Source organism: Paenibacillus wuxiensis (genome assembly GCF_040195695.1).
GTDB lineage: Bacteria > Bacillota > Bacilli > Paenibacillales > Paenibacillaceae > Paenibacillus_B > Paenibacillus_B suaedae.
Window position 1 is genome coordinate 66,341 of sequence record NZ_JBEFZI010000010.1, and the last position, 13,211, is coordinate 79,551.

Annotated in this window: 11 protein-coding genes; all 11 read left to right on the forward strand. The window is 52.1% G+C overall.

Annotated features, from left to right (window positions below; genetic code table 11):
* The first annotated feature begins 34 nt into the window (after nt 1-34).
* The 11 genes from ABN764_RS22630 to ABN764_RS22680 all read left to right on the forward strand — a co-directional run bounded on the left by ABN764_RS22630 (nt 35) and on the right by ABN764_RS22680 (nt 13,044).
* Nucleotides 35-3,391, forward strand: coding sequence for an AfsR/SARP family transcriptional regulator (locus ABN764_RS22630; protein ID WP_174807900.1), 3,357 nt, complete (start codon nt 35-37; stop codon nt 3,389-3,391).
* Between the two features lie 139 nt (nt 3,392-3,530).
* Nucleotides 3,531-4,910, forward strand: a complete 1,380-nt coding sequence (locus ABN764_RS22635) for a substrate-binding domain-containing protein (protein ID WP_446673187.1) — start codon at nt 3,531-3,533, stop codon at nt 4,908-4,910.
* Between the two features lie 15 nt (nt 4,911-4,925).
* Nucleotides 4,926-5,792: an ABC transporter ATP-binding protein gene (locus ABN764_RS22640; protein WP_446673188.1), complete on the forward strand. Its 867-nt coding sequence runs from the start codon at nt 4,926-4,928 to the stop codon at nt 5,790-5,792.
* The gene (locus ABN764_RS22645) at nt 5,770-6,474 is read left to right on the forward strand and encodes an ABC transporter ATP-binding protein (RefSeq protein WP_142545981.1); all 705 of its coding nucleotides are present in this window, start codon (nt 5,770-5,772) and stop codon (nt 6,472-6,474) included. Before ABN764_RS22640 ends, ABN764_RS22645 begins: the two co-directional genes overlap by 23 nt.
* 29 nt (nt 6,475-6,503) lie before the next feature.
* Nucleotides 6,504-7,370 (forward strand): branched-chain amino acid ABC transporter permease, encoded by an 867-nt coding sequence (locus tag ABN764_RS22650; RefSeq protein WP_021252604.1) that lies wholly within the window; start codon nt 6,504-6,506, stop codon nt 7,368-7,370.
* Nucleotides 7,370-8,386, forward strand: coding sequence for a branched-chain amino acid ABC transporter permease (locus tag ABN764_RS22655; RefSeq protein WP_028533713.1), 1,017 nt, complete (start codon nt 7,370-7,372; stop codon nt 8,384-8,386). The genes ABN764_RS22650 and ABN764_RS22655 overlap by 1 nt, the downstream gene beginning before the upstream one ends.
* Nucleotides 8,383-8,691: a hypothetical protein gene (locus ABN764_RS22660; RefSeq protein WP_028533714.1), complete on the forward strand. Its 309-nt coding sequence runs from the start codon at nt 8,383-8,385 to the stop codon at nt 8,689-8,691. Before ABN764_RS22655 ends, ABN764_RS22660 begins: the two co-directional genes overlap by 4 nt.
* A complete protein-coding gene (locus tag ABN764_RS22665; RefSeq protein WP_174807899.1) occupies nt 8,669-9,730 on the forward strand; it encodes a 3-oxoacyl-ACP synthase in 1,062 nt (353 codons plus the stop codon). The genes ABN764_RS22660 and ABN764_RS22665 overlap by 23 nt, the downstream gene beginning before the upstream one ends.
* The gene (gene phaZ / locus ABN764_RS22670) at nt 9,727-10,671 is read left to right on the forward strand and encodes an intracellular short-chain-length polyhydroxyalkanoate depolymerase (RefSeq protein ID WP_174807898.1); all 945 of its coding nucleotides are present in this window, start codon (nt 9,727-9,729) and stop codon (nt 10,669-10,671) included. The genes ABN764_RS22665 and phaZ overlap by 4 nt, the downstream gene beginning before the upstream one ends.
* Nucleotides 10,672-10,696: 25 nt before the next feature.
* Nucleotides 10,697-11,440 (forward strand): 3-oxoacyl-ACP reductase FabG, encoded by a 744-nt coding sequence (fabG, locus tag ABN764_RS22675; protein ID WP_036619097.1) that lies wholly within the window; start codon nt 10,697-10,699, stop codon nt 11,438-11,440.
* A complete protein-coding gene (locus tag ABN764_RS22680; RefSeq protein WP_446673189.1) occupies nt 11,437-13,044 on the forward strand; it encodes an acyl CoA:acetate/3-ketoacid CoA transferase in 1,608 nt (535 codons plus the stop codon). The genes fabG and ABN764_RS22680 overlap by 4 nt, the downstream gene beginning before the upstream one ends.
* Nucleotides 13,045-13,211 lie beyond the last annotated feature (167 nt).

Below are 13,211 nucleotides of genomic sequence, written 5' to 3' on the forward strand. Positions count from 1 at the left end.
CAACATTGGAAAATAGAGGAATCGGAGGTTCTGCATGAAAGAAGGCCGCGTGCTTAAAATGAAATTAATGCCGCCCCCTTTGAAGAAGCAGCTGCTCCACCGTCCTCGTCTTGCTAAAGTGCTAACCCGCATTACAGATTTCCCGCTCACCATATTGACCTCTGGTCCGGGATTCGGCAAGACGACGGCGCTGTCCGCCTATTTGCGCTCCTCGGACATGACGTATGCATGGTACGGAGCATCTCCCCAAGACAATGACTTTATCCCATTTGTATCCCATATCATTTATACGTTGCGGCAATCGGTTCCCGATTTTGGGGAATCGCTGCTTGCTGAGCTGCACAGCGGTGGAAATCGGAACAGCAGTGAAGATATCATTGCCTTGGCAGACTTATTTTTGAATGAGTTGGTATCGCTTTCAGAACGGACGATATTAATCATTGATGATTACCACCTCGTCGAACCGACTACAAGCATTGACGAATGGATGCAGTATGTTGTGTCCTATTTGCCTGATTGCGACAAGATGGGCATCGTCATTTCCTCACGCGCCAAGCCTCAGTGGGATGGTCTAGCTGCACTGCGCATTCGAGGCCATGTACTGGAAATTGGCAAGGAAGAGCTTGCATTCAATGAAGAAGAAATTGAAGTGTTGTACAGCGATTATTACGGGTACCCGCTTACGAAGCAGCAGCTTGAGCGTATCTATAAGCAGACGGAAGGCTGGATTATTGCGGTACAGCTTATATGGCAGCGGCTGCTGTCCTCCAATGGCTCGCTAGAAGAACTTCTGCGGGCGCCAAGAGATACGATGGAGGAGTTGTTTCAGTTTCTGGCATTGGAGCTGTTCCAGAAGCAATCTTTGTCGATGCGCTCCTTCATGTTGGAGACGAGTATCTTTGACGAGCTTACCGGTGACTGGTGTGATGCCGTATGCGGACGAAGCGGTTCACATGCCCTGTTGTTTGAGCTGTGCGGCAGCGGCTTCTTGTCAGCAGTCGATGACAAGCAGTTCCGCTATCATGCCCTGTTCCGTGAATTCCTGCTCGATCAGTTGAGAAGACAGCATGATCGTTACGTGTCTTTGGCGAAGCAGGCCATTCACATTTTCGCATCGCGCGGCCGCTATGATCTGGCGATGGCACAGGCGATGGTGCTGCAGGATGGCGAAGAGACGGCACTGCTGCTGCAGGATGGGGGCGAAGAGTTGATACAGGGCGGTCATTTGGAATTCGTCCATGCCTCCTTGCTGGAGATTCCAGAGCGTACGAAGCGAAGATACCCATATTTGCATGTGCTGCATGGGGATATTATGCGTTATCGCTGCCAGTATGAAGAGGCGTCAGCCCAATACCGCATAGCCGAATATGAAGCAGATAGTGCCAGCAATCGCATTGTTCAGATGATGGCCCTTGAAGGGCAAGCTCTCTTATTTCTGGATACGATACAACCTGGCAAGGCAGAGCCTCTGCTGGAGCGTGCGATTGCAATTGCAGAGTCGCTCTATGGAGGCCGGATCATGCATGTAGATCGAATTGAAAGCGTTAACTTGCGGCATTCAAGCTATGAATCAGGTGGAAGGGTTCGAACGGGCGAGCGTGAGCGTCTTGGCCGCTTATATACATTGATGGCTGAAAATATGCTTAATGCGGGCAGAGGAACAGAAGCGCAGCTCTGGTACGATCGGGCTATTCATATTCACGCAGAGGGAAGAGACTGGCTGCTTGAAGCGCGGTTGTTCCTCCGCACCGGCAGACTGCACAAGGCGAAGTCGAAGCTAATGCATGCTCAGATGATGGAACAGGAACAGGGTTCGCTCTTCCGCGGGCTTAGCTACCATTCCAAGACATTATCCCGCTCGCACCGCGAGATTGATCTGCTGCTCTCGCTTATCAGCAGTATGTGCGGAGAGCCAGTTGCGGCGAAGGAGGCGGCAGAAGCGGGAATGATGCAGGGCATTCGCCTCAAGGCGCCCTTCGTAGAGGCTTGCGGATGGATGCGAATGGGCCATGCTGCGCAGCTGACTGGGAAGTATGATGCGAAGGTAGCTGCTGATTGCTATCAGGCGGCGCTGTCAATCATGGAACGGCTGGAAGTGAAGCGCGGCAGCGCTGAGCCATATATGGGACTCTGCTTGCTCTTCGGCAGAGCTCGTTCAACGGATACGGCTCTACGATACGGGCATAGTGCTTGGGAGAAGACGCAATTCGCGAATGATGGCTGGCTCACCTCGCTAATTAGGCTGAGCATGGGCATTGCACTGTTCAACGCGAATCGGTATGCCGAAGCCGAGGATGTATTCCGTGAATGTAGTGAACGTTTCCTCGCTTGCGGTGATGGATTCGGCAGCGCTGCTGTTGAGATGTGGCTCGCATTATGCGCCTATCGGACAGAGCAGGACAGCAAGTTCGCGGTTGCGATGGAGCGCTTTTTGGCGCGGACGGAGCGGGAAGGCTACTCGTTCCTGATCACGCGGCGTACATTGTTCGGGCCGAGCGACACGCAGCAGCTCATTCCGCTGCTTATTGAAGCGGTACGACTTGATATTTGCCGTTCCTACGCATCGACGATGCTTACGGAATTAGGACTAGATCAGCTTACGTACCACCCTGGATATACCTTGTATATACATACGCTTGGGAATTTTGTCGTCCAGCTTGGCGATATCGAGTTGTCGGACAAAGACTGGCAGCGTGGCAAGGCAAAAGAGCTGTTCCAGCTTCTGGTGACTAGACGGACTCGTTCGTTGACGAAGGAAGAACTGCTGGATTCTCTGTTTCCTCAATCAGAGGAGAAGGCGGCCAATCGAGACTTCAAGGTGGCGCTAAATGCCTTGAATACGGCCTTGGAACCGCATCGTCGTGTTCGTTCGAACCCTTATTACATCATTAGACGGGGAACCACCTATCAATTGAATCCGACTGCAGGCTGGGTGCTCGACGCCAATCGCTTCGAGATGGCGATCGAACAAGGGCTTGAAGCTGGCGATGTGGAGCAGGCAATAAAACTGCTGGAAGAAGGGCTCCTTATCTATGAAGGCGACTATATGCCTGAACGCCGTTACGAGGATTGGTGCATTGAGGAACGGGAACGCTTGCAAGTGTTGTTCATGCGTGGAGCAGAGAGATTGTCTTGCCACTATGCGGCTATGAATACCTTCGACAAGGCGATCCGCTGGGCGGAATCGATTGTAGCGAAAGATCGCTGCTGGGAAGAGGCGTACCGAATCCTGATTGCTTGTCATCTTCAAATGAACAATCGCAATCAAGCTTTGCGCTGGTACAACAAATGCCGAAAGGCGTTGGAGGAAGAGCTAGGGATCGAGCCGATGAAGGATATCCGAGAACTTGTTCGGGACATATCGAGTGTAATACTGAGTGATGACGAGTAAGAGGGTACTGCTGCGGAATGTTGGCTTATCTGTTGATTAAGCTGGCAGTATGTCGTGCTGCGGTTTCCTAACCGATGCAACTCATTTGTAACTATACCCTCTTATGATGAATGGGAAATGATTCGTAAGGGGGTTTTTGGTGTCTATGACACAGTTATTTATTCGTGAAACAAGCAATCAGAAGCAACAATTGCATCGCAGCCATGATAAGCAACGGGCGGTTCGCATACAGATGTCAAGACTATTGCTGCTCAGCTTCATGTCCTTGCTCCTGCTGCTGACAGCTGCTTGTGGAAGCAGTGGAAGTGATGCGGGAGGGAACTCCGCGAAGCAAGAGAACAATGGTGCAGCATCGACAGAGAACAAGAATAATCGAACGGAAGAGAAGAAATCGTCCGATGGAGATAAGACGCCAATCAAGATCGGAGTGCTTGCTTCCATGTCGGGGGCGCTTGAAAGTTACGGCAAACAGACGGTTCGCGGATTCGAGCTTGGCATCGACTATGCCACACAAGGTACGAAGACGATTGATGGACGGCCAGTTGAATTCATTGTAGAAGATACGGAAACGAAGCCGGACGTAGCCGTTAAGAAGGCAACCAAGCTGCTTGAAACCGATAAGGTTGATTTCCTTGTTGGTTCATCCAGCTCAGGGGATACATTAGCGGTTCTTCCGCTTGCTGAGGAATACGAGAAGATTATGGTCGTCGAGCCGGCTGTTGCGGATAGCATTACAGGCGAGTTGTGGAACAAATACGTATTCCGCACTGCACGCAATTCCTCGCAGGACGCGGTTGCAGGCGCGGCGGCGATAGCGAAGCAGGGCGTTAAGATTGCAACGTTCGCACCGGATGGCGCGTTCGGCCGCGATGGCATTAAGGCGTTCAAGGAAGCAGCGATCAAGCTTGGTGCAGAAATTGTAGAAGAGCAGTACGCGGACGCTACTGCAACGGATTTTACCGCGAACATTCAGAAAATTGTAAGTGCAAAACCGGATTACTTGTTCGTAGTATGGGCGGGAGCGAATACGCCGTGGAAGCAGCTTAAGGATATGAAGGTAACGGAGCAAGGCATCAAACTGTCTACTGGAGCTCCGGATATCGCGGCTCTGAAGACAATGCAGGAGCTGGAGGGGATGGAAGGCTTCTCGGTGTACTACCATTCACTTCCGAGCAATGATGTGAATAAATGGCTCGTAGCAGAACATACGAAGCGATTCAATGGAGATTTGCCAGATTTGTTCACACCTGGAGGCATGTCAGCAGCGATCGCGATCGTGGAAGCGGTGAAGAAGACGGGCGGGGATACGACTGCCGACAAGCTGATTGCAGCGATGGAAGGAATGACATTTGATGCGCCGAAGGGCAAGATGACGTTCCGAGCGGAGGATCACCAAGCACTGCAGACGATGTATGCGGTGAAGCTGGAGAAGAAGGATGGTACCGATTATCCGGTTCCTGTACTTATCCGTGAACTGTCGCCAGAAGAGACGGCACCGCCGATTCACAACAAACGTTAACTAGGAGGTCGGGACATGAGCGGAGCGGAGAACAACCTCAGGACGGCCGAGTCGCTGCCGATTGAACAGGGGACGAATAGAGCTCGCCGCTCCCATTCGTCCCAAGCGGTGGATAAGATTTTGAGCACAACAGATTTGACGATTGCGTTCGGCGGACATATCGCAGTGCAGGAAGTGAACCTCACCGTTGAGCGTAATCGCTTCAAGTCAATCATTGGCCCAAATGGTGCAGGTAAGACGACCTTGTTCAACTTGTTAAGCGGCGAGCTGCGGCCAACTTCTGGCCAGGTCCAATTCGAGGGGCGCGACGTGACGTTGCTGCCCCCATTCGAACGGACAAGGCTAGGGATGGGGCGATCCTTTCAGATCACGAATGTATTCCCCAATCTGACGGTGATGGAGAATGTACGGCTTGCTGTCCAATCCAGACATGGTGTTCGCATGAATTGGTATCGATCACTGCGAGCGTATCGTCAGTTTGAAGAAGAAGCGGAGCATTGGCTCGATATGGTGCTGCTTGGAGGAAGAGGCGGTGCTACAGCGAAGCACTTGGCGCATGGAGAGAAGCGCAAGCTGGAGCTAGCGATGCTGCTGGCGCTCCAGCCGTCGCTTCTTCTGCTCGATGAACCGACGGCTGGCATATCGGTGGAAGAGGTTCCAGCGATTATGGAAGTGATCCGTCGGGTGAAGGATGCCAAAGATCGAACGATAGTACTCATTGAGCACAAGATGGAGATGGTTCTGGATTTATCCGATACGATCGCCGTTCTGTTTAATGGGAAGCTGCTAGCAGATGGTCATCCGGATGAAATTATGAATAATGAATTGGTACAGTCTGCTTACTTGGGAGGGTTGTATGATGACGCTGCTGCAGGTGAATGAAATTGAGACGTATATCGGACAGTTTCACATTTTGCAAGGGGTCACCTTCCAAGTGGAGGCTGGTGGGATTACCGTACTGCTTGGCCGCAATGGGGCGGGCAAGACGACGACACTGCGTTCCATTATGGGATTGAATCCGGCATCCAAGGGAGAAATCCACTATAAGGGAGAACGATTGGATCAGCTTCCGACGCATCTCATTGCTCGCAAAGGGGTCGGGTATGTTCCAGAGGATCAGGGAATCTTCACGGATCTAACGGTAGGAGAAACGATGCGTATTGCGATGAGAGGGAATAGCGAAGAGGCTGCTGCTCGGCTGGAATGGACAATGGAGCTGTTCCCAGATCTGCGCCGCTTCTGGAACCGCAAGAGTGGGCTCTTGAGTGGAGGGCAGAAGCAGATGCTGGCGATCTCCCGGGCATATGTGAACGACAATGAATTGCTCCTCATCGATGAACCTAGCAAAGGGCTTGCCCCGATTATGGTGGAGAAGCTGATGGAAGCTATCCAGCAGATGAAGGAGAAGACGACCGTGCTCCTAGTTGAGCAGAACTTCCTTATGGCGAGCCGCATTGGAAGCGCGTACTACATGATGGACGAAGGGCGCGTCGTGAAGGCAGGAACGATGGATGAACTGCGTTATGACGAGGAGACACGGCGGAAGTATTTGGGCATTGCGTAACCGATGCGCCAAAGAGGAGGGAGTATGTATTGAACGGGTTCATCAATCTGATTGTTAATGGGCTTGCGACCGGAATGCTCGTCTTCCTGCTCGCGTCGGGGCTGACACTTATATTCGGACTTATGAGCGTGCTCAACTTCGCGCACGGCGGCTTGTTTGCCTGGGGTGCCTATAGCGGGGTGTGGTTGTATGCGGCAACGGGCTCATTCGTCTTGGCGATTGTGGGGGCAATTCTTGTTGGAATGCTGCTTGGCTTCATGATGGAACGCATTGTCATTCGGCCCGTGTACGGCAATCATGTGCAGCAGATTCTGGTCACGCTAGGCGTTATGCTCGTGTTAAGTGAATTGCTCAAAGTTGTATTCGGCCCGAATCCACTTAAGGCGGATGCCCCGCCTATACTCAGCGGAAGCTGGGAAGTTGGCGGAGTGATTCTAATTAAATACCGAATCTTCATCATCGTAATTGGTGTGCTCGTGTACGGCGGATTATTGTTCATATTGAAGCGTACGAAGATTGGTCTAATCGTGCGCGCAGGCGTTATGAATCCGGAAATGGTTCAAGCGCTAGGCATTCCGATTCGGCGTGTATTCACGCTTGTATTTATGGTTGGGGCAGGTCTGGCGGCACTGGGAGGCGTACTGCTTGCTCCATACTCAGGAGTGATCTTTGCCGAAATGGGCATGCAATTTGCCATTCTTGCCTTCATCGTCGTTGTCATTGGCGGCATGGGGAGCATCCAAGGCTCTGCACTGGCTGCACTGTTAGTTGGCTTGTCGGGAGCATTTATGGCCTATTATGTGCCGGACTTGTCGCTTGCAGGCAATATGCTGTTGATGGTGGTTGTCCTTCTCATTAAGCCTTCAGGCTTGTTCGGGGCGAAGGGGGGAGCGTAATGAGACATATAAACATCGGAACGAAATGGTTCCTTCTGCTCGTCATTGGACTTGCCGTGCTGCCGTGGATCAATGACTCGCGCAGCTTCCTCATTATTATGACGCAAATTTGCATCTTCGCTGTTTTTGCGATGAGTTACGACATTTTGCTCGGTTATACAGGCATTGTCTCATTCGGTCATTGTATGTTCTTCGGTATTGGCGCGTACGCAACTGGTGTCATGCTTGATCGGATGGGGGCCAACATCGGAGTCTTGCTGCTGTCGATTGCAGCAGGTGTGATTTTGTCGGCGCTGCTCAGCTATCTGGTAGGCATGTTGTCTTTGCGTTTGAAGAATCACTTTTACGCAATGCTTACGTTGGCCTTTTCCGGATTGCTGCTTGTCTTGGCGGAGAAGTGGAGGTCTCTGACGCGAGGAAATGACGGCTTCACGTTCCCGATTCCCTCGGAGCTAAAGGATCGGACGGTGCTGTACATGGTATCGCTCGCTGTGATGGTTGTCATCTATATGCTGCTCAGAAGGTTCACGCAATCCCCCGTCGGTCGTGTGTTGATGGCGATACGTGAAAATGAGCAGCGAACCGCTTCGCTCGGCTATGAGATCATCCACTACAAGGTGTTTGCAAGTGTAGTCGCAGGTGTAGTCGCCAGCATTAGCGGATCCATGTATGTGCTGACACTGCGATTCGTCAATACGACGGTGTTCGCGATGGATATGACCTTGAACGCGCTTCTGATGACGATTATTGGCGGCGTTGGGACGCTATTTGGGGCGATTATTGGCTCAGCGATTATTGAATGGGCGCACCATGGCCTAACTGAGCTGGCTAAGTTCCACCCCATATTCGAGAGATGGATTATTTTCTTTGGCCTTCTCTACATTGTCGTCGTGCTCATCTTCCCAGCAGGCATAACCGGAACGCTCCGAATGTGGTGGATGAAGCGGAGAGGAAGGAGAGCCTCTTCGTCTCCTACGGAGACAGCATCACGGCATGGGAAGGAGGAGGCAGGATGACTTCTCGCAGGCAGAAGGACTCGGCTGCGGAGCACTTGGAAGAGGATGTGCACTTGGAGGCTCATGACAGTCGAAATCAGGACAATCGACATCATTTGGTTGAGGATACCTCTGTGGTCGGTTCCTTTGTCGTCCGCTGCCGGATACGGCAGGAGACCGAGGGATTGGACGATTGGCGAATCCGAATTACCTATGTACAGGGCCAGGAAGAGCAGACCGTTGCTTCATGGGAGGAAGCGGTTGGCTATATGCAGCTGATGATGAAGCGGGGGAATGACGCGCATGAACGAGAACGGAATGAATGAAAGAGAAAAGAATGAACAGTCGATCGTCCGTCTGTTGTCCGTAGGAACTTACATCCCTGATCAGAAAATGACTAGCGGCGATATTGCAGAAGCGTCAGGCATTCCTCAGGATATTGTGGAGTCGAAGCTGGGCATCCGGCAGAAGCCTGTCCCAGGGCCTGATGATCATCCCTGCGCGATGGGGGTTGCAGCAGCGAAGGAAGCGATTCGTCGTGCCCAGATCGCGCCTGAGGAAATTGATCTCATTATATATATCGGTGAAGAATACAAGGAATACCCGGTATGGACGGCGGCTCTTCAACTGCAGCATGAGATTGGAGCTGTAAATGGGTGGGGCTTCGATATGGGCTCCCGATGCTGTACGGCAATTATGGCTGTTCGGACAGCGAAGTCGATGATGTTGGGGGATTCTCGTATTCGCACTGTGCTGCTTGCTGGCGGCTATCGCAACGGCGACCTGATTGACTTAACGGATCCGAACACTCGCTTCATGGCGAACTTGGGTGCTGGCGGCGGGGCGATGCTGCTCCAGCGTGGGGCTGGCCCTTCATATCCAGAGGTACTGGATTCGGCAATTATTACGGACGGATCATTTGCGCAGGATGTCATCATTCAAGCAGGGGGGACGAAGCAGCCGTTGACGGCAGAGCTTCTGGCGCAAGGTCAGGCTTGCTTCCGAGTCCCAGATCCAGAACGGATGAAGTCGCGACTGGATGCGGTGTCGATGCAGCGATTCTCTCAGGTGGTGGAACAATCCATTCAGGGTAGTGGATATACGATCCCGGATATTGACTTTATCGGCTTGCTTCATATGAAGCGATCCGCACATGAATACGTGCTGCGCTCCTTAGGGATTCCTGAAGAACGTTCCGTTTATTTAGAGGACTATGGTCATATCGGTCAATTCGATCCGATTCTATGTCTGGAATTAGGCGTAAGACGGAAGTTGATTCAACCGGGCAGCATTGTTGTATTAGCAGCTGCGGGCATCGGGTATGCGTGGGGCGCACTCACCTTAAGATGGGGGGACGAAGCATGAAGATTCATGTAAAATCTGTTGAATTGCCAAATGGGGAAACACTCGGATACCGCGAACGTGATGGCGGCGATGAGGTAGTTGTGCTGATTCATGGCAACATGAATTCGTCCTGTCATTGGGACGTCGTGCTGGAACAGATGGATGCTCGGTATAAGCTGTATGCGGTCGACCTGCGTGGATTTGGTATTTCTACCTATCATACGCCGATTGAATCCTTATCTGATTTCACTGCAGATGTGAAGCAATGGGTCGATTTACTCGGACTAACTCGTTTCACCCTCATTGGTTGGTCGACTGGCGGCGGGGTGGCAATGGAGTATACAGCCGCTTATCCTGATGAGGTAACACGGCTGGTGCTACTGGCAAGCGTCTCGACTCGTGGTTACCCATTTTATGAGGACGGATCGAACGGCCTGCCAGATGTTACGCGCCGGATTACGACCATCGAAGGTATTCGATCATTGGCTCGCAATACCCTCATCGAATCTGCAAACATACGTCGGGATCGCCGGTTTATGAAGCAATTGTATGAGGCCGTTATCTATGATCGAAATCAACCGGAAGAGGCAAGATACGAAACCTATATAGACGATATTTTGACGCAGCGAAATCTGATGGATGTGTATCATGCGCTGAACACGTTTAACGTGAGTGTATTTGATCATGAAGCATCTCCGGGAAGCGGGGCTGTGAAACGAATAAAAGCCCCCGTTTTGGTTCTGCGGGGCATGCAGGATTTAGTTATTACTGAGGCGATGACGAGAGAGACGCTGGCTGATCTGGGAGACATTGCGGAGTTCGTTCCATTGACAGGATGCGGTCACTCACCCTTAGTTGACGATCTTTCGCAGCTGCTGCATGTAATCGAGTCCTTCTTGGGGAGAGATTCATCAGAAGCAGCCCCTAGCGGGTCAACTGCATCGGCCGGCCATACAGATTGAAGGGAGACAGGGGAAGACGATGACGATGAAGCTTACAGGGAAAACGGCAATCATTACAGGCGGAGCAAGCGGCATAGGGCTTGCAGCGGTACACTTATTTCTTGAGGCAGAGGCGAATGTTGTCATCGCTGACTTCAATGAGACGGCGGGACAGCAAGTGATCGATGAGCTGGCAAGTGAACAGCGTGATCGCGCGTTATTCGTGAAGACGAATGTAGCGGATGAAGAAAGCGTGCGGCAACTGATGGAGCAGACGGTTGCAACATTTAGCGGTATCGACATTCTGATCAACAATGCTGGAATTACACGTGATGCAATGCTGCTGAAGATGACCCCAGAGCAATGGCAGGATGTAATCAATGTGAACTTGAATGGAGTGTTTCTATGCACGCGTCTTGCAGCTCCTTATATGGCGGCGCAAGGCAAGGGTAAAATCATTAATACTTCATCGATTGTTGGCGTTCAAGGCAATATTGGACAGACGAACTATGCTGCGACCAAAGCAGGCGTCATTGGCATGACGCGTACATGGGCTCGGGAGCTAGGATATAAGGGGATCTGTGTGAACGCGGTTGCCCCAGGCTTCATCGCAACAGAGATGGTGGCCAAGATGCCGGACAAGATTATTGACAGCATGCGTGAAAAAGTACCGCTGCGCCGATTAGGACGGCCGGATGAAGTTGCACAAGCGTATTTATTCCTCGCTTCGGATGCAGCTGATTATATAAATGGAACAGTGCTGGAAGTGAACGGAGGGTTGTCCATTTGAATGGACTAGATGCTCGTCACAGCACTGTGGATAGCGGATTCGATCAGCGGCTGAATCAACCGCTTGTCCCGCGCCGCTGCGCTCAGGTCATGAGCGCGGATGAAGCGGTGGCGCTAATTGCGAATGATGCAACGGTTGCTGTGGGAGGCTTCGTTGGATGTGCTCACCCAGAAGCACTTACGTCAGCGTTGGAGCGCCGTTTCTTGAAAGAGGCGGCGCCGACAGGGCTTACAGTTGTGTATGCAGCCGGACAAGGGGATGGCGTTGTTCGCGGCGTGAACCATCTTGCCTATGAAGGCATGGTGAAGCGAGTCATTGGAGGTCATTGGGGACTTGCTCCGCGTTTGGGCGCGCTTGCGCTCGATAACCGGATTGAAGCCTACAACTTTCCGCAGGGTGTGATTGTACATCTCTATCGTGATATTGCTGCAGGCCGATTGGGGACATTGACCCATGTCGGCCTTCATACCTTTGTCGATCCGAGGAATGGAGGGGGCAGGCTGAATGCAAGCACGGTGGAAGAGCTTGTAGAGTTGGTGCAGCTTGGAGGCCGAGAGCAGCTCTATTATCGAGCTTTTCCGATTCATTGCGCTTTCGTGCGCGGCACGACTGCGGATGAGCGCGGCAATATCTCCATGGAGCGAGAGGCAGTAACGTTAGAAATGCTGGCACTTGCTCAAGCAGCGAGGAACAGCGGAGGAATTGTGATTGCGCAGGTAGAGCGCATCGTGCCGCACGGAACCATGCATTCGAAGCAGGTAGTCATCCCAGGCATGCTGGTCGATGCTATCGTTGTCGCTAGGCCGGAGGAGCATACAATGACGTTCGCAGAGGTATACAACCCCGCATATGCTGGGGAGATACAGCAGGAATCGTCCACCGCAGATGTGCCTCCAATGGCAAGAGATGAGCGGCTAGTCATTGCTCGGCGAGCCCTCAAGGAAATTCCCTCACGCAGTGTTGTTAATCTCGGTATCGGTCTGCCTGAGGGAGTCGGATATGCAGCATTTGAAGCAGGACGAACAGATATGACGCTGCTGCTTGAATCCGGCCCTGTTGGTGGCATACCTGCACGCGGGCTAAGCTTCGGCGCATCTGCGTTTGCAGAGGCTATTCTTGATCAGCCAGCTCAATTCGACTTCTTCGATGGAGGAGGGATTGATGTGGCTTGTCTGGGGATGGCAGAGGCAGACGGCAGAGGAGACGTGAATGTGAGTCTGTACGGGGGCAAGCTGACAGGCTGCGGCGGCTTCATTAATATAAGCCAAAATGCGAAGAAGCTTGTCTTCTGCTCCACCTTTACGGCTGGCGGTCTGAAGATGGAGATGGCTGATGGGGGCCTTCGCATCCTTCAAGAGGGACGCTTCCGGAAGTTCGTTCGGCAGGTAGAGCAACTTACCTTCTGCGCAGATTATGCACAGCGACGTGGCATCGAAGTGCTGTATGTGACAGAGCGCGCAGTATTCCAGCTGCATGCAGGGGAACTTGAACTTATCGAAATGGCACAGGGACTATCGCTAGAAGCAGACATTCTAGCCAATATGGACATCGTGCCTCGCATCAGTCCACAGCTGAAGTGGATGGAGGAAGATCTGTTCCGATAGGGATTGTCATGGACTGTCATAGAGACTGTCTCATAAGCTGAAGCTGATTTACTGGCTGTAAGATGATACTGGTAATGAGAAAGGTCGAGTAAGGGGTACGTTTGTACCCTAACTCGACCTTTTGTTTTATTGCTGCTTCGCCTCCATCACCTGCGTCTGCAATGGCT